We start from the raw sequence: 17,422 nt of genomic DNA, 5'->3' as shown, positions 1-17,422 counted from the left end.
TTTCTTCAGTCACTCTCTTAGTTGTAGTAACGTCGCCGGAATGGACGTGTGGATCCTCGGCGGCTACCAGAGTGATTTCGCCCGCAACCTGCACCGGGAGGGTCTGGACTTCGCCGACCTGACCGCTGAGGTGGTCCGCGAAACCTTGGCCGCGGCCAAGGTTTCGGCCGCGGATATCGGTGTTGTGCACGTCGCGAACGCCTTCGGCGAGATGTTCGCCGCACAAGGTCACCTGGGCGCGATGCCGGCCACCGTCGACGAGGGGTTCTGGGAAACCCCGGCCACTCGGCATGAGGCGGCGTGCGCATCCGGCAGCGTGGCGACCCTCGCGGCAATCGCCGATCTGCGCTCCGGCGCCTATGACAGCGCGCTCGTCCTCGGCGTCGAACTGGAGAAAACGGTGCCCGGGGACACCGCCGCGCAGCATCTCGGCGCCGCGGCGTGGACCGGCCACGAGGGTGCCGACGCACAGTTCATGTGGCCGCACATGTTCAGCCTCGTGGCCGACGAGTACGACCGGCGTTACGGCCTCGATGACATCCACCTCGACGCCATCTCCGCCCTGAACTACGCCAACGCCCGGGCCAACCCGAACGCCCAAACCCGGTCCTGGTCCGTCGATCCGCGGTCCAATCCCCCTGTCGAGGGCCGCATCCGCCGGTTGGACTGCAGCCAGATGACCGACGGCGGTACCGCGGTCGTCCTGGTGAACGACGCCTACCGGCGCAACCACCCCACGACCCGGCCCATCGCCCGCATCGACGGCTGGGGACATCGCACCGTCGGCCTGGGGTTGCAGCAGAAGCTCACCCACTCCGCCGATGACCCGTACGTCCTGCCGCACGTACGCCGGGCCGCGCTCGACGCATTCGAACGGGCGCGGGTCAGCGTCGACGACCTCGACGGTGTCGAGGTGCACGACTGCTTCACGCCCAGTGAGTATCTGGCGATCGACCACCTGGGCCTGACCGGCCCCGGCGAATCATGGAAAGCCATCGAGAACGGCGAGATCGAGATCGGCGGACGCCTGCCGGTCAATCCCAGCGGCGGCCTGATCGGCGGAGGACACCCGGTTGGCGCCTCCGGCGTCCGGATGCTGCTCGACGCCGCCAAACAAGTCAGCGGCACTGCCGGCGCCTACCAGGTCGAAGGTGCAAAAACCTTCGGCACCTTGAACTTCGGCGGCAGCACCGCCACCACGGTCAGCTTTGTCATCGGGTCCGCCCAGGAGGTCTCATGAACACCGACGTCGTCGCCAAGTACCTGTCCACGCTGCCTGAGGATGACGACCACCCGTACCGGACCGGCGCGTGGCGCCCGCAGACCACGGAGTGGGACGCCGACGATCTGCCCGCCGTCGACGGCGAGATTCCCGCCGACCTGGACGGGGTGTACCTGCGCAACACCGAGAACCCGCTGCACCCGGCGTTCAAGTTCTACCATCCGTTCGACGGCGACGGCATGCTGCACATCGTCGGCTTCCGGGATGGAAAAGCCTTCTACCGCAACCGGTTCGTCCGGACCGACGGTTTGCTCGCCGAGATCGAGGCGGGTGGCCCGCTGTGGCCGGGAATCGCCGAACCGGTCGAACTGGCCCAGCGCAAACATGGTTGGGGCGCAAGGACATTCATGAAGGATGCCTCGAGCACCGACGTGACGGTGCACCGCGGCGTGGCGCTGACCAGTTTCTATCAGTGTGGCGACCTGTACCGCATCGACCCCTACACGGGCGACAACCTGGGCAAAGAGGACTGGCGTGGGGGCTTCCCCACCGACCTCGGGGTGTCCGCGCACCCGAAGTCCGATGACCGCACCGGCGAATTGCTGTTCTTCAACTACGGCAAGCAGGCCCCGTACCTGCACTACGGGGTTGTCGACGAGAACAACGCGCTGGTGCACTACGTCGATGTCGAACTGCCCGGGCCGCGGCTGCCCCACGATATGGCATTCACCGAAAACTACGTGATCCTCAACGACTTTCCGTTGTTCTGGGATGCCGAGCTGCTCAAACACAACGCGCACATCCCGCGCCTGCACCGGGATCTGCCGTCGCGGTTCGCGGTCCTGCCCCGCCGCGGCACCGCCGACGACGTGCGCTGGTTCGAAGCGGACAGCACCTATGTCCTGCACTTCACCAATGCCTACGAGGACGGTGACGAGATTGTGCTCGACGGGTTCTTCCAAGGTGAGCCCGCACCGAGCGACGGCGCCGAAAACGGTATGGATCCCAAGTGGCAGCACATCTTTCGCGGTCTGTCCCTGGACGGAATGCAGACCCGACTGCACCGCTGGCGATTCAACCTCGTCACCGGGCAAACTCGCGAAGAGCAGCTGTCCGACAGCATCACCGAATTCGGGATGATCAACTCCGCCAACGCCGGCCGCGACTACCGCTACACCTACGCCGCGACCGGAAAACCCGGCTGGTTCCTGTTCGACGGCCTGGTCCGACACGACCTGCACACCGGATCGGAACAGCGATACGCCTTCGAAGACGGGGTGTTCGGCAGCGAGACGGCCATGGCACCACGCGTCGGCAGCACCGGCGAGGACGACGGCTATCTGGTCACCATCACCACCGACATGAACGCCGATGAATCCTATTGCCTGGTCTTCGACGCGGCCCGGGTGGCCGACGGGCCGGTGTGCAAACTCCAACTGCCGGAACGGGTATCGAGTGGCACCCATTCGACCTGGGCTGCCGGCTCGGAACTGCGGCGCTGGCGCGAATGATGGGGCCCGGCCCGGATGTCAATGCCGTGGGCCGAATGCTCGGCCTGCTCGGCGACGAATGGACCCTGTTGATCGCACAGCAGGCCTTACTCGGCGCCACCCGCTATGCGGAGTTCGCCGACCGGCTGCCGATCTCCCATGCGGTGCTCACGCGGCGGCTCAGCATGATGACCGACGCCGAACTGCTGAATCGTGGTGAATACCAGTTGAATCCACCCCGATATGAGTATCGGCTGACGGGACGCGGCCGGTCCTTGTGGCCCGTGCTGGTGTCGATCTGGGACTGGGAACGACGGTGGGTGCCCGAGCACGATCTGCCCGCCTTGCGGCACGGACTGTGCGGGCGGACCTTCTCCCCAGAGCTGACCTGCCGCGCCTGCGGAAGCCTCGCCGATGAGAAAAGCCTTGTCGCGCAATGGGGTCCGAGCGGGTCGTGGCCCCGCTCCATGCCGGTGTCGGCGACCCGGCGGCGCTCCCACGGCAACCGGGGCGGACAGGCCGAGCTGTTCCCGCAGACCATGAGCATCCTGGGCAATCGGTGGTCGTTCGCGGTGATGGTGGCCGCGTTCGTGGGGACCACCCGGTTCACCGATTTCGCCGACCAGCTCGGTGCCCCACCGGGATCGCTGGCCGACCGGCTCCAAATCCTGGTTGGCAACGACGTATTGACGGTCAGCGACGGCCGGTACCGGCTGACCGAGAAGGGCCGGGCGGTGCTCCCCGTCATCGTCACCGCACTCGACTGGGCGCAGCGCTGGTTCGCCACACCGGAAGGCCCGGCGGTGATCGTCACCCACACGCGGTGCGCGAACGAGTTCCACGCCCAACTGGCGTGCGACCAATGCCAGGAGTCGGTACGCGGGTCCGAGATCGGGCAGCAGCCAACGTAGGGATGCTCGGCACCGAAGCTGAGCTTGTGGTCGAAAATCCGCGGAATGTTCGACCACAAGCTCAGGTTGGGCGGTCAGCCCTGGATCGACGCCAAGTTGAATGCGGCGCCCGTCGGGTCGGTGACGGCGGCCAGTCGCCCGTACGGGGTGTCCTCGGCGGCGCGCAGCACGGAGCCGCCATTGGCGGTGATGAGTTCGATGGTCTTGTCGACGTCGTCGCTGCCGAGGAAACAGTTCCACGTGGAACCAACGAGGCCGGGAATGACCGAGCCGTCCATCACGCCTATCAGCGGCACGCCATCGAAGATGGCGTTGCTGTAACGGAATTCGGGGCTGTCGGCCTCGACCTGCAGCTGCCAGCCGAACACCATCGTGTAGAACTCGGTGGCCTTGGCGAAGTCGGTCGTGGTCAGCTGGAACCACGCGGGGGCGCCGGCTTCCTCGTACACCTCGAAGCCCTGATGCCCGGTCGGCTGCCACAGGCCGAAGAAGGCGCCCGTCGGGTCGGTGAGCATGGCCATCCAGCCCTTCTCGGGCACCTCCATGGCCGGGATGCAGTTGGTGGCGCCGGCCGCGACCGCGGCGTCGATGGTGGCCTGGATGTCTGCGGTGTGCAGGTACACCGTCCAGGCGTCGGGAGCGTTCCACGCCGGGTCGCTCGCCATCATGCCGCCGACGTACCGGCCGTCGCGCCGGGCGTTGATGTAGCCGCCGTAATCAGGCCCCGGGTTTTCGTATTCCCAACCCATCACCGTGCGGTAAAACGCCTGGGCGCCAGCCGCATCCGAGGTGGCCAGGTCGATCCAGACCGGAGCGCCGAGCGGGGTTGCAGTACGGGTGGTCATGATGCTTCTCCCTAGATGGGTAACGGGGTGGTCATCAGTACAGACCACCACCCCGCCGAAAACTCATCGCGGCGCCTCGAACGTGAAAAAGGTGGCGAGAACTTCGAAGATTCTCGCCACCTTCTTCACGTTGGCGGGTTTTAAACCGGCGCGAACAGCTCCTTGAACTTGTCCAGCGACCGGTGGATATCGGACCGCAGCGCAGCCGCCACCACCATGCCGATGGGCCCGAACAATGCCGGGCCACCGAGGTGGATGTCGAACGCCACGTTCGACCCGTCGCCGGCCGGCGTGATCTTGGCCATCAACTTGACCCGGACACCACCCTTGCCGACACCGTTGAGGGTCAGTGACCCTGGCGGGTTGTAATGCACGATGGTCCAGTCGACCCGGTTGAGCATGCCCTTGACCTCGACGACGGACGAGATCTGGGTGCCCTTCCCCAACGTCTCGGGCAACGCGCTGCGCCACATCCGGTGAATGGACAGCCAGTCGTCGTACCGGGACAGGTCTGACGCTGCCTCCCAGGCCTTGTCGGGAGACAGCGGTACTTCGATAGAACTTGCGAGCTTTGCCATGACTACTGCTGTTGGGTCCCCTCGGCAGGCGGCTCGGCAGCGGCCTGCGCCGGCTGCTCGCCCGCAACGGCCTTCTTCGCGGCCTCCTGGGCGCTGTCGACGACGCCCTTGAACTTGCCCTCGGTCTTCTCGTCGACGATGTCGCCGACCTTCTCGATGGCTGCCTCGACCTTGTCGGCGTTCTGTGCCGCCAGGTCCTTCACCTTGTCCAGAAATCCCATGGTTTCACCCTATCTATTGCCGGATTGTCCAGTGAACGTGCTCATTGTTCATTGCTCGTCGGTTCGCCACAACCGACGCGGCTCGCCCAGCCAGCGGCCCTGCAGCCACCACAGCACCTCGATCGCGCCCGCGCCCACCAGGCCTATTCCGACCGCGGCCGAGGTCAGCGTCAGGTTCGACGGATCGAGCATGAACTGTTGCTGCGCCCAGGGAATCGAAAAAATCACCACGTACGCCAACGCCGACGCGGCGACCAGCGCCACGCGCCACCACTGATACGGCCGGGCCACCACCGCCAGCACCCACACCGCGGACACCAGCAGTGTGATCAGCGCGGCGGTGGACGCCTGGTTCTGCTCGACCACATCCGCGTACTTCCCGTGATAGGCCAGCAGGTACGAGGCGAACGTCGCGGCCCCGACCACCAGGCCCGACGGCAGTGCGGCCGTCATCACCCGGCGCACGAAACCGTGGTGCGCCCGTTCATTGTTCGGCGCCAGCGACAGCACGAAAGCCGGAATACCGATGGTGAACCAGGCCGCGATGGTGACGTGGATGGGCTGGAACGGGTACAGCACCGGCTCGGTACCGAAGAACCTGGCGGACAGGCCTGCCAGACCCACGAGGACCGCCAGCAGCACCGAGTAGACCGTCTTGGTCAGGAACAGGTTCGAGACCCGCTCGATGTTGCCGATCACCCGGCGGCCCTCCCCCACCACATACGGCAGGGTGGCGAACTTGTTGTCCAGCAAGACGATCTGCGCGACCGCGCGGGTCGCCGAACTGCCCGACCCCATCGCGACGCCGATGTCGGCGTCCTTGAGGGCCAGCACGTCGTTGACGCCGTCGCCGGTCATCGCGACGGTGTGGCCACGGGACTGCAGGGCATGCACCATGGCGCGTTTCTGATCCGGCCGGACGCGGCCGAAAGTGGTGTATTCGCTGACGGTTTCGGCCAGCTGCTCGGGTTCGTCCGGGAGGTGACGGGCATCGAGCGTCTCACCGTGCAACCCGAGCGAACCGGCCACCGCGCCCACCGACACCGCGTTGTCGCCCGAGATCACCTTGACCGAGACATGTTGCTGCGCAAAGTACTCCAACGTCGCACCGGCATCGGGGCGGACGCGCTGCTCCAGGGTCACCAGCGCCACAGGGGTCACTTCGCCGGGTGCATCGGGTGCGTCGACGGGGCGGTCCGAGGCACCGAGCAGCAGCACCCGCAGGCCTTGTGCGCCAATCTGTTCGGCCTGTTCGGCTTCCGGCGAACCGGCAGCGAGCAGGACGTCGGGCGCACCGAGCACCCAGTTGCCGTGCTCGCCGTAGGACACCCCGCTCCACTTGGTCGCGGATTTGAACGGCGCGTTTGCGGTCTGGGCCCAACCCGGCGGCAGTTTGTACGCCTCGGCGATCGCGGCCATGCTGGCGTTGGGCCGGACGTCGTCGGCAGCCATCTGGGCCAGCACGGACGCGGCGTCGTCCGTCGTGAATGTGCTGAGATCACTGACGCGCATACCGTTTTCGGTCAGCGTCCCGGTCTTGTCGGCGCACACCACGTCGACGCGGGCCAGGCCCTCGATGGCCGGCAGTTCCTGCACCAGGCACTGGCGCCGGCCCAGCCGGACCACGCCGACGGCGAATGCCAGCGACGTCATCAGCACCAGGCCTTCGGGCACCATCGGCACCAGGGCGCCGACGGTCCGCAGCACCGACTCCCGCCAGCCGACGCCGGTGACAGTGAACAGCTGGGTGTAGATGATCAGCGCGCCGGCGGGCCACAGCAGGTAGGTGATGAACCGCAGGATGGTGTTGATACCACTACGCAGCTCGGACTTGACCAGGGTGAATTTGCTTGCCTCGTTTGCCAATTGGGCCGCGTAAGCCGCACGGCCGACTTTGGTGGCGCGGTAGGAACCGCTACCGGCGACAACGAAGCTGCCCGACATGACGGTGTCACCCGGGTTCTTGTCGATGGCGTCGGCCTCACCGGTGAGCAGCGACTCGTCGACCTCGAGGTTGGCCGCTTCCAGCACGATTCCGTCGACCACGATCTGATCGCCGGGGCCGAGTTCGATGACGTCGTCGAGCACCACCTCGCCCGCCGGCCGTTCCTGCGTGCCGGACTGCCTGCGCACCAACGGTTTTGCCTGACCGACGATGGCCAGTCGGTCCAGGGTCTGTTTGGCCCGCAACTCCTGGATGATGCCGATGGCGCTGTTGGCGACGATCAGCAGCCCGAACAGCCCGTTGATCACCGAGCCCGTCGCCAGCACGATCAGGAACAGCGTCCCGAGGATCGCGTTGATCCGGGTGAAGACGTTGGCGCGGATGATCTCCGAGACACTGCGGGCCGCCCGCGTCGGGACGTCGTTGGTCTGGCCGGCGGCGACTCGCTGTGCGACGTCAGCGTCCGACAGGCCGGTGAGATCCGTCGTGACGCTGCGTTCCGGATCGTCGACAGTCACGCTTCATTCCCCCACGAAGTCGTGATTTGTGCACGAAAATCCGCGACCGGCGCGGAAAATCGTGCACAAATCGCTATTGAGACGGCCGCCACCACTCATCCAGCCCCGGCAGCCGTGCCGGCTCCAACCGCTGCCCCGGCATGGGTACGGCCACATCGACCGATTCGTCGCGCGCCGCGACGATCATGCGTTCGACCGGCTCGGACCACGGGTGCGGGGCCAGCCGGAACGTCGCCCAGTGAATCGGCACCAGCAGGCCGCTGTCGGTGACGTCGCGATGCGCGCGCACCGCGAACTCCGGGTTCATGTGGATATCCGGCCAGCCCGGGTGGTACGCACCGATGGGCATGAGGGTCAGGTCGAATGGCCCGTAGTCGGCGCCGATGTCGCCGAAGCTCTTGGTGTAGCCGGTGTCGCCGCCGAAGAACGCCCGGTGCTGCGGGCCGATCAACGCCCACGACGCCCACAGGGTGGTGTTGCGGGTCAGGAAGCGGCCCGAGAAGTGCCTGGCCGGCGTGCACACCAGCGTCAGCTCGCCGAGCTTGGCGCTCTGATTCCAGTCCAGTTCGACGATGCGCTCAGCCGGGATGCCCCACCAGCGCAGGTGTGCGCCGATGCCCAGCGGCACGAAGAACTTGGCCCGCTGCATGCCGGCCAGTTGCGTGACGGTGTCGATGTCGAGGTGGTCGTAGTGATCGTGGCTGATGATCACCGCGTCGACCGCCGGCAGCGCCTCCAGCGGCGCGGGCACCTCGTGGAGCCGCTGCGGGCCGACGGTCCGCGACGGCGAGCACCGTCGGCTCCACACGGGATCGGCCAGCACGCGGTAGCCGTCGATCTCGATCAGCGCCGACGAGTGCCCGAACCAGGTGACCGCGAGGTCCCCGGCGGGAAGCCCGGGGTCGGGCACCACCAGCGGGATGGGCACCGGGGGCTTCTGGGTCGCACCGGCCGTGAGGAGATCACGGACCAGCGCGTACTGCTGTTCCCGGCTCAGCTCCGTGTCCGACGCCGGTTCGAGGTTGACGAACACCCCGTCGTGATAATTGGGCGAGGTGGCCGCCACCGCGTTGATATCCACGGGGCCGGCACCGAGTGCGGCGGGCGTGCCGTTGAGCGCCCGCACCACCCAGCCACCGGCTACCAGCGCCGCCGTTCCCCACATCAGCCGCAGTGCCCGTCGCAGCATCAGGCGCCCTGGAACCTCGGTGCCCGCTTCTCGAACCGGGCCACCTGAGCCTCGATCACATCCGGGCTGGCCCAGGCCTTGTTGAACATGCGGGTGTGCTCGCCGCGGACGGTGTCGTAGGCACCGTCGTCGTTGAGCACACGCTTGGAGTGCGCCACGGACAGCGGCGCGTGGCCGGCGATCTCGGCAGCCCAGGCCTGCGCGTCAGTCAGCGAGCCGACGCGGTTGATCATGCCGGTCTGCACCGCGGTGTCGAAGTCGAGGCGCTCGGCGGCGATCAGCATGGCGCGGGCCCGGCCGTGTCCGACCAGCGACGTCAGCCGGCGGATGCTCCAGTTATCCAGTGCCAGACCATATTTGGCGATGGGGAATTGGAAGTAGGTGCCGGGGACGGCCACGCGCAGATCGCAGATCATGGCCAGGATGACGCCGGCACCGATGGCCGGGCCGTTGAGCGCCGCGATGACCGGGATCGGGCTGGCGTCGATGGCCAGGTTCAGGGCCAGCGCCTTGTCCGGCAGCTCCCTGGCCACGCCCTCGGCGTCGGACAGATCGGCGCCCGCGCTGAACACGGTGCCCTGCCCGGTGAGCACGATCGCGCGGGTATCGGCCGGCGAGGCCTTCTCGATTTCTTCGCGCACGCCGTCGACAAGTGCGGCGTTCAGCGCGTTGCGCCGCTCGGGGCGCTGCATTTCCAGGGTCAGGACATTGCCGTCCCGGGTCACTCCGATCATTCGGCCAGCCTAGGCGGTACGACGATCAAGCGGCGAGGCACGAGCCGTGTTGCGGAGTAACGCACGTGTTCAGGTGCAACGATTGCCCCGTGCCGCCTACCCCGCCCGACCAGCCCCGGGCGAATCGCATCGCTCACACGTTGACGCTGATCGCGGCCAACGCGATCCCGGCGGTGGGCTGGTTCTCGCAGGACTGGTCAGCGGCGACGACGCTGATCGTCTACTGGTTCGAGACCGTCGTCGGTCTGCTGTTCATCTACGCGCGCGGTGTACTGCAGCAGCGGTGGAACCCACGCCGCGGCCATTTCCGGTACGAAGCGCCGCAGTCGAAAGGTCCCCAGGGAAAGCCCGGTTCCTTCATCAAAGGGTTCTTCTTCATCAACGCGGTCTTCTGTGCGGCGCACGGCGTCTTCATCGCGGTGATCCTGCTGATCCTCACGCACAACGGAAACGCCGAGCTGGTGGGCCTGGACTGGCGCAGCGCGGGCATCGGCTGCGCGCAGATGCTCGTCATCATCGTGATCGATTTCCTCGTCGATGTGCCGTACCTGCGCCGCTGGTCGTTCGGTCTGCTCGAGCAGACCGCCAACCGGAGCTTCGGGCGGGTCGGGGTGGTGCATCTCGCGCTGATCTTCGGCATCTTCGCCGCCGCGGTGAGCAACTCCCCCGCCCGGATGTTCGGGGTGTTCGTGGTGCTGAAGACGCTGTACTCGCTGGCCAGCGGACTGCCGCAGTACGAGCCCGCCACCCCGCCGAAGTGGCTGAGCCGGCTGCTGAATCGCCTCCGCCGCGAACCCGAGGGGCAGCGGTTCGAAGACGTGTGGGTCAAGGACCAGGCCGCCGAGGCCAGGCGCCGGGTCCGAAACGACGAGGCGTGGACCGGGGCCGGGCGGTAGCCGATTAGCCTGACCGAGTGAGCCGGACCGGAGCACGGCAGTTCTTCGACGCCATCCTCGACGACGGATCGTTCCGCAGCTGGGACGGACCGCCGCTAACGGTGGCCGTCACCGACGCGTACCGCGCCGAGCTGGCCGATGCGACGCTGCGCACCGGGCTCGACGAGTCCGTCCTGACCGGTGAGGGCACCGTCTCCGGTCGACGCGTGGCCGTGCTGGCCTGCGAATTCGACTTCCTGGCCGGCTCGATCGGAGTGGCCGCGGCCGAGCGGATCACCGCGTCCGTGCAGCGCGCGACCGCACTCGGCTTGCCGCTGATCGCGTCGCCGTCGTCGGGCGGGACGCGCATGCAGGAGGGCACCGTCGCGTTCCTGCAGATGGTGAAGATCGCCGCGGCCGTCGAGCTGCACAAGAAAGCGCACCTGCCCTACCTGGTGTATCTCCGCCACCCGACCACCGGCGGGGTGTTCGCGTCCTGGGGGTCGCTCGGGCACCTGACCGCCGCCGAACCGGGCGCCCTGATCGGGTTCCTGGGGCCGCGCGTGTACGAGCACCTGTACGGCGAGCCGTTCCCCGAGGGTGTGCAGACCGCCGAGCACCTGTTCGCGCATGGCGTGATCGACAGCGTGGTGCCGCTGGACAAGCTGCGCGGCGTCGTGGATCGGGTGCTGACGGTGGTCACCGACCCGCCGGACCCGGTGATTTGTGCACGAAAATCCGCGGCGAGCGCGGAAAATCGTGCACAAATCACGGACAACCCGGCGTGGGATTCGGTGGAGGCGTCGCGGCGCGCGGATCGGCCCGGCGTGGACTATCTGCTGGCGCATGGAGCGACGGACCGGGTGCTGCTGTCCGGGACCGGGCGCGGCGAATCGGGGACGACGCTGCTGGCGCTGGCCCGCTTCGGCGGGCAGCCCGCGGTGGTGGTCGGTCAGCGCCGGGTGATCGGCGGCCTGGTCGGGCCGCGCGCGCTACGGGAGGCGCGCCGCGGCATGGCGCTCGCCGCCGGCTTGCAGCTGCCGCTGGTGCTGGTGATCGACACCGCCGGACCCGCGCTGTCGCAGCAGGCCGAGGAGGACGGGCTGGCCGGTGAGATCGCGCTGTGCCTCGCCGAACTCGTCACGCTCGACACCCCGACGGTGTCGGTGCTGCTGGGTCAGGGCAGCGGCGGGCCGGCGCTGGCCATGGTCCCGGCGGACCGGGTGCTCGCTGCCCAGCACGGCTGGCTGGCGCCGTTGCCGCCGGAAGGCGCCAGCGCCATCGTCTACCGCGACGTCGACCATGCCCCGGAACTTGCTGCCGCCCAAGGTGTTCGGTCCCTGGATCTGCTGAAGGCCGGGATCGTCGACGTGATCGTGCCCGAGAATCCCGACGCCGCCGACGATCCGGTCGGGTTCACCGAACGGATGTCTGCCGCCATCGCCGCCGAGCTGCACGCGTTGCACACCGTGCCCGCCGCGCAGCGGCTAGGGGTTCGGCTGCAACGGTATCGGCGGATCGGCGTCCCCGGCAGCTGATCAGGCCTCGTCGAGGTAGCGCTGCAGCGTCGGCGCGAGCCAGTGGACGAGGTCGCCGTCGCTCATCGCGACGATGGGCGGCAGCTTCAGGACGAACCGGCACATCGCCATGCCGAGCACCTGCGTGGCGATCAACCCGGCACACCGTGCCGGGTCGGTGGGATTCAGCCGCGCGATCGCGGGCCCCAATTGCTCGGCGAAAATGGCCTGCATTCGGTGCGCCGCTTCGGCATTCGTGGTCGACGAGCGCAGCAGCACGATCAGCCCGTCGTCCTGGGTCCAGCGGTCCAGGAAATGCGCCACCAGCGCGGCGCCGAGTTCAGCCCGCGGGACGTCCGACAGGTCGGGGAACCGCAGGTCGAATTCGGCTGCGGCGGCGAACAATTGATCCTTGTTGCCGAAGTACCGCATCACCATCGACGGATCGATGTGCGCGTCCGCGGCAATGGCCCTGATGGTCGCCGCCTGATAGCCGGTCGTCGCGAACCGCTCCCGGGCCGCGGCCAGGATCACCGCCTTGGTCTCTTCCGACGATCTACGCATGCCAACAAGTGTATGCCAACAACTGTTGACTTTGGCATCGCGGCGCGCCACCATGGTTATGCCAACAACTGTTGGCATACGTCGAAGGAGACGCAGATGACTGACACCGATGTGCTGATCGTCGGAGCCGGCCCTACCGGACTGGCCCTCGCCGCCGCACTACAGGCCCGCGACGTCGACACCGTCGTCGTCGACCGTCTGGCGGAGGGCGCCAACACCTCGCGTGCGGCAGTGGTCAATGCCCGCACGCTGGAGGTGCTCGAGGAGTTGAAAGTGTCTGAACGCCTGGTTGAGCTGGGTATTCAGGCGCCGCGGTTCACGATCCGCGATGGCCACAAGACCCTGATCCCGGTCGACTTCAGGGCGCTGCCGACGCGCTATCCGTACAGCCTGATGGTGCCGCAGTGCACCACCGAGCGGGTGCTGCTGGACCGCCTGGCCGAACTCGGCGGCAAGGTCATCCGGCCCAAGACCCTGACCGGCGTCACCCAGGACGCCCACGGCGTCACCGCGCAGTTCGATGACGGCGAGACGATCCGCGCGCGGTATCTCATCGGCGCCGACGGCATGCACAGCGTCGTCCGGGAGCAGGCCGGGATCGGGTTCAGCGGCGGGCAGTACGGGCAGTCGTTCGCCCTGGCCGACGTCCGTCTGGCCGGCGACGTCACCGCGGACGAGGTGATCCTCTTCTGGGCGGCCACCGGACTCACGGTCGTCGCGCCCCTGCCCGGCGGCACCTACCGGATCGTCGCGCCCGTCGACGCGGCGCCCGAAGAGCCGTCCGCCGCCTTCGTCCAGGAACTGCTCGACACCCGCGCTTTCGGGCCGGGCCGGGTGACGGTGACCGACGTCGAATGGGGATCGCGGTTCCGGGTCCACCACCGGGTCGCCGACAGTTACCGCGCCGGGCGGGTGCTGCTCGCCGGGGACGCCGCGCACGTACACAGCCCCGCCGGTGGCCAGGGCATGAATCTGGGCATTCAGGACGCCATCGCGTTGAGCGAGTCCCTGGCAACGGTTTTGGCGACGGGGCGCGATGCGGTGCTCGACGACTACAGCGCGGCCAGGCGCCCGTTGGCCCAGCAAGTGGTGGCACTCACCGACCGACTGACCCGGCTGGCCACCCTGCCCGCGCCGGTCCGTCCCATCCGGAACCTGGCGATCGGGCTGGTCGGCCGGATCCCCGCCGTGCGCAATCAGCTGGCGTGGCGGTTGTCCGGGCTGTCCAACCGCTGAGCCCGCCCGGACAGCGGAAAGCCGGGCCTGGTCTTCGGGGGTGACCAGGCCCGGCGGCCTATCTTCCGCTCAGCCGTTGCAGCAGTGCGACTTCTTCTTTCCCGCAGGCACATTCAGCGCCGGGTTGCGGTCGAAGAAGCTGACCGGCTTGAGGGTGAACCCCGCGTAGTCGACCGGCATCATCGGCCAGTCCTCGGGCCGCGGGAAGTGCGTCAACCCGAAGGTGTGCCACAGCACGACATCGTCGTTCTCGATGTTTCGGTCCTGCGCGACGAACCGCGGCAGCCCGTCCCCGCCCGGGTGCTGGTTGACGATGTGGCCCGCCGGATACCGTTCCGCCGGATCGTATTTCGTCACCCACAGGTGCTTGGTGGTGAATGCCGCGCGCTTGGCGACCGAGCTCGACGGGTCGGCCAGCAGGGTGGGCTGCCCCTCGGGATAGAGCGCGTAGCCGACATTCTGGCCCAACCGGTTCTGCTTGTTGGGATTGGTGATGTGCCAGACCCGGGCCTTGAGGTTGTCGGCCAGGCGCATGGCCTCCAGCTCGTGGGTCAGCTTGGTCTTCTGCTGCACGAATCCGTTGCCCCACGGGTTATCCGGGCCCATCGGGGCGGCGACGGCGTCGACCTCCTCGACGGTGTTGGCGTGCCCGTCGACGGACATGTCCAGGCGCGCCGAGAACAGGTGCTGATGGAACGGGGCGCCCAGGCCGGGAGCGAGTTCCGAGGCGAACGGGTCCGGCGCGCGGTAGGCGGAGGCGAACACGACGCCGGTCGCCTTGACCTCCAACTGCACGGTGCCGTCGAGGTACAGGTACCAGAAGAAGCCGTAGTCGTAGTTGCCGATGGTCAGGAAGAAGGAGATGACCAGGCGGCGCTGCCGGCGGACCTCGGCCATGCCGTTGAAGATGTCGACGTGCTTCCACAGCACGCCGTAGTCCTCCTCGTGCAGGCAGATCGCGTTCTTGATCACCCGGGGTTCGCAGTTCTCGTCGGCGATGGTGACGTCGAAGTACTTGATCTCGCCGAGGCAATCACAGCCCAGTTCAAGGGAATTGGTGTAGCGGCCGAACATGTACTCGCCCTGGTCGAAGTAGTTGATCCAGTAGCGGGACGGTGACGGGTGGGCGTACGGCACCACCATCTCGGCGACCGACGCCCGGTAGATCAGGGGTCGCTCGTTATCGCCGTCCTTGATCGACAGCTGGTGCAGGGTCAGGCCTTCGCGGATGTCGAAGCCGAACCGGAAAGACCAGTCGGCCCAGGTGATCTTGTTGCCGTCGACGGTGAAGCTGGGGCCTTCGGGCTGGGTGATCTCGATGGGCTTGAGATCGGTGCGGGTGGGCGTCACGTGCGGCTCGGCGTCCCACTCGGAGCGCTCGCTCGGCACCGGCAGGTCATCGTGATCGTTGACCGACAAGACGTGCTTGGCCGTCACGTCGATGGTGGCCAGCAGCCCGTCGATGGGATGTCCCCAGGGCAGGTCGGCGTCGTCGTACTGGTAGAAACCGAGCACCCGCACGACGCGCTTGCCCACCTCGTCCGCATGGCCGAATGCGCCGGCCGACAACGGAACTGCGCGCACCTTCTCGGGGTTCAGATCGCGCTTGCGGATCGCGGCGACCCACTCGTCGCAGTCCAGCAGCATCGCCTCGATGTCGCCGAATTCCTCGTCGAGGATCGGCACCTGCCCTTCGGTGACGGGGTCGACGGTGTGCTCGTAGACCACCGCGTTGTCGGTGATCGACACGATCGCGTCGGTGCCCTTGCCGATTGCCCGGTCCAGCAACATGATTCGGGCTCGTCGCTCGATCGGATCACCGGGCCGGAACGCCAGCACCACGTCCTTGTGAGGTTCCTCCAGCGCGGCGTAGACGAAGCGGACACTCTCGCCGAGCAGGCCATGTGCGCCGACGATGCGACGTACCTCGCGGATTTCGTCGGCGCTCAGCGGAGTGAGCGGGTGGTCGGGGGTGGTGGTGTCGGACTGGGCGCCAGGCTTGTCCAGGGTGGCGGTCATCGTGCGATCTCCTTTGCGATATCAGGGTTTTCGTTCTCTTGAGCTCCAGCGCGTGGCCGCATCAGCGCGACCACGATGCCGCCGACGAAGGCGCCGACCAGCAGGACGCCGAGGATGGCGGCCATCGTGCCGGAGCCGCCGACCAGCAGCGGCAGGTTCACCGCGGTCATCACCGACAGCGCCGCGAGCCCGACAAATCCGAGGCTCGGCGCGATGACGGTGTGCCACGGCCGGGTATCGAGGCGGGTCCGGCGGAAGAAGACGACGACGGCCGCGGACGTCAGCGTCATCAGCACCACGATGCCCACCGAGGCGGCGCCGACGAACCAGGTGAACACCTGCGTCACCGGCTCCAGCCCGGCGAGGACCGACGCCACGACCAGCACGAGCGCCGAGAGCGTCTGGGCGAACGAGGCGATGTGCGGGGAGTCGTGACGCGGGTGCGACCGGCCGCACCGCTCGGGCAGTGCCCGGGTGTTGCCGAGGGAGAAGATGTAGCGGGCCAGCACATTGTGGAAGGACAGCAGCGCCGCGAAAAGGCTGGTGATCAAGAAGATCTGGACCAGGTCACCGGCCACTGTGCCGACGTAGTGGGTCGCGGTCTCGGTGAGCATGGTCGCGGGGTTCTTCGTCGCCTCGTCCACCGCACCGGAGTCACCCCAGGCGCTGACCAGCGCCCAACTGCTCAGCGCGTAGAAGCCACCGATCAGCAGCAGTGCGGCGTACGTCGCCCGCGGGATGGTGCGCACCGGATCGCGAGCCTCGTCGCGGAACACGGCGGTGGCCTCGAAACCGATGTAGCCGGCCAGCGCGAAGATCAGCGCGATGCCCGGGGCGCCGGAGAAGAAGTTGTCGGGGTGCAGCACCGCCGCCGAAAGTCCTTGGGCGCCGCCATGTCCGATGACGGCGGCGTTGATCACCAGGACGATGCCGACCTCGCACACCAGCAGGACGCCCAGCACCTTGCCCGACAGTTCGATGTGCCGGTAGCCGAGGAACCCGGTGACCGCCATCATCACCAGGGCATAGAGGTACCAGGGCACCGACGGCCCGCCGTGGGCGGTGATGAGCTCGTTGATGGACGCGCCGATGTAGCCGTACACACCGACCTGAACGGCGGTGTAGGACAGCAGCGCCAGGAACGCGGCGCCGAGGCCGGCATGCCGGCCGAAGCCGTGCGCGATGTAGGTATAGAACGCGCCGGCGCCCGTGATGTGCCGGGCCATGGCGGTGAAGCCGACCGCGAACAGCAGCAGGACCGCGGTGCACACCACGTACGACGCCGGGTAGGCCGCCCCGTTGCCGGCGGAGATACCGATCGGGAAGGTACCGGCGACGACGGTCAGCGGCGCGGCCGCGGCGACGACCATGAACACGATCGCCACGGGACCGAGCCGGCCCGTCAATCGGTTCGGCTGAGCGCCGGTCCTTCGACCGGCATCGAGAACTGCGTCAGTTGTCATGACAGCACCTTCGCTGGAATTGAATGTGAATTGGTTGCGGTGCGGTAAGGCTTCGGTGAGTTCAAATGAGAATTGCCGGTTCGGCGAATTCTCAT

General features: G+C 67.5%; 15 protein-coding genes. 6 read left to right on the top strand and 9 right to left on the bottom strand.

What is annotated here, in order from left to right:
* The first annotated feature begins 40 nt into the window (after window positions 1-40).
* The 3 genes from TL10_RS00310 to TL10_RS00300 are packed head-to-tail and all read left to right on the top strand — an operon-like array spanning window position 41 to window position 3,623.
* Complete coding sequence (locus TL10_RS00310) at window positions 41-1,240, top strand: acetyl-CoA acetyltransferase (RefSeq protein ID WP_043983937.1); 1,200 nt, start codon at window positions 41-43, stop codon at window positions 1,238-1,240.
* A complete protein-coding gene (locus TL10_RS00305; RefSeq protein ID WP_043983936.1) occupies window positions 1,237-2,733 on the top strand; it encodes a carotenoid oxygenase family protein in 1,497 nt (498 codons plus the stop codon). The genes TL10_RS00310 and TL10_RS00305 overlap by 4 nt, the downstream gene beginning before the upstream one ends.
* 35 nt (window positions 2,734-2,768) lie before the next feature.
* The gene (locus TL10_RS00300) at window positions 2,769-3,623 is read left to right on the top strand and encodes a winged helix-turn-helix transcriptional regulator (RefSeq protein WP_043983935.1); all 855 of its coding nucleotides are present in this window, start codon (window positions 2,769-2,771) and stop codon (window positions 3,621-3,623) included.
* 74 nt (window positions 3,624-3,697) lie between these two features.
* On the opposite strand, the gene TL10_RS00295 is transcribed toward TL10_RS00300, so the two are convergent.
* The 6 genes from TL10_RS00295 to TL10_RS00270 all read right to left on the bottom strand — a co-directional run bounded on the left by TL10_RS00295 (window position 3,698) and on the right by TL10_RS00270 (window position 9,653).
* Entirely contained in the window at window positions 3,698-4,468 is a 771-nt protein-coding gene (locus TL10_RS00295; RefSeq protein ID WP_043983934.1) for a VOC family protein, read from the bottom strand.
* 140 nt (window positions 4,469-4,608) lie between these two features.
* Window positions 4,609-5,046 (bottom strand): type II toxin-antitoxin system Rv0910 family toxin, encoded by a 438-nt coding sequence (locus tag TL10_RS00290; RefSeq protein WP_043390615.1) that lies wholly within the window; start codon window positions 5,044-5,046, stop codon window positions 4,609-4,611.
* A 2-nt stretch (window positions 5,047-5,048) separates the two neighbouring features.
* A complete protein-coding gene (locus TL10_RS00285) occupies window positions 5,049-5,267 on the bottom strand; it encodes an antitoxin (RefSeq protein WP_043390613.1) in 219 nt (72 codons plus the stop codon).
* Between the two features lie 48 nt (window positions 5,268-5,315).
* Window positions 5,316-7,730, bottom strand: a complete 2,415-nt coding sequence (locus TL10_RS00280; protein WP_043983932.1) for a cation-translocating P-type ATPase — start codon at window positions 7,728-7,730, stop codon at window positions 5,316-5,318.
* Window positions 7,731-7,803: 73 nt separating this feature from the next.
* Window positions 7,804-8,919: an MBL fold metallo-hydrolase gene (locus TL10_RS00275; RefSeq protein ID WP_043390609.1), complete on the bottom strand. Its 1,116-nt coding sequence runs from the start codon at window positions 8,917-8,919 to the stop codon at window positions 7,804-7,806.
* The gene (locus tag TL10_RS00270; RefSeq protein WP_043390606.1) at window positions 8,919-9,653 is read right to left on the bottom strand and encodes an enoyl-CoA hydratase; all 735 of its coding nucleotides are present in this window, start codon (window positions 9,651-9,653) and stop codon (window positions 8,919-8,921) included. The genes TL10_RS00275 and TL10_RS00270 overlap by 1 nt, the downstream gene beginning before the upstream one ends.
* Before the next feature lie 89 nt (window positions 9,654-9,742).
* Between TL10_RS00270 and TL10_RS00265 the strand changes: the two genes are divergently transcribed.
* Both TL10_RS00265 and TL10_RS00260 read left to right on the top strand, forming a co-directional pair.
* Window positions 9,743-10,549 (top strand): DUF6498-containing protein, encoded by an 807-nt coding sequence (locus TL10_RS00265; RefSeq protein WP_192830153.1) that lies wholly within the window; start codon window positions 9,743-9,745, stop codon window positions 10,547-10,549.
* Window positions 10,550-10,566: 17 nt separating this feature from the next.
* The gene (locus TL10_RS00260; protein WP_043983929.1) at window positions 10,567-12,066 is read left to right on the top strand and encodes a carboxyl transferase domain-containing protein; all 1,500 of its coding nucleotides are present in this window, start codon (window positions 10,567-10,569) and stop codon (window positions 12,064-12,066) included.
* Here TL10_RS00260 and TL10_RS00255 read toward each other — a convergent pair whose 3' ends face one another.
* Complete coding sequence (locus TL10_RS00255) at window positions 12,067-12,609, bottom strand: TetR/AcrR family transcriptional regulator (RefSeq protein ID WP_043983928.1); 543 nt, start codon at window positions 12,607-12,609, stop codon at window positions 12,067-12,069.
* A 96-nt stretch (window positions 12,610-12,705) separates the two neighbouring features.
* On the opposite strand from TL10_RS00255, the gene TL10_RS00250 reads away from it, so the two are divergent.
* Window positions 12,706-13,845: an FAD-dependent monooxygenase gene (locus TL10_RS00250; RefSeq protein WP_043983926.1), complete on the top strand. Its 1,140-nt coding sequence runs from the start codon at window positions 12,706-12,708 to the stop codon at window positions 13,843-13,845.
* A gap of 69 nt (window positions 13,846-13,914) precedes the next feature.
* On the opposite strand, the gene TL10_RS00245 is transcribed toward TL10_RS00250, so the two are convergent.
* Both TL10_RS00245 and TL10_RS00240 read right to left on the bottom strand, forming a co-directional pair.
* Complete coding sequence (locus TL10_RS00245) at window positions 13,915-15,864, bottom strand: primary-amine oxidase (RefSeq protein WP_043983925.1); 1,950 nt, start codon at window positions 15,862-15,864, stop codon at window positions 13,915-13,917.
* On the bottom strand, window positions 15,861-17,327 hold the full coding sequence (locus tag TL10_RS00240; RefSeq protein WP_043983924.1) for an APC family permease: 1,467 nt from the start codon (window positions 17,325-17,327) through the stop codon (window positions 15,861-15,863). Before TL10_RS00240 ends, TL10_RS00245 begins: the two co-directional genes overlap by 4 nt.
* Window positions 17,328-17,422 lie beyond the last annotated feature (95 nt).

Source organism: Mycolicibacterium llatzerense, from assembly GCF_000878195.1.
In the GTDB taxonomy this organism is placed as follows: domain Bacteria; phylum Actinomycetota; class Actinomycetes; order Mycobacteriales; family Mycobacteriaceae; genus Mycobacterium; species Mycobacterium llatzerense.
The sequence above is the reverse complement of the archived record's forward strand: the minus strand, read 5'-3'. Positions and strand labels throughout refer to the sequence as shown.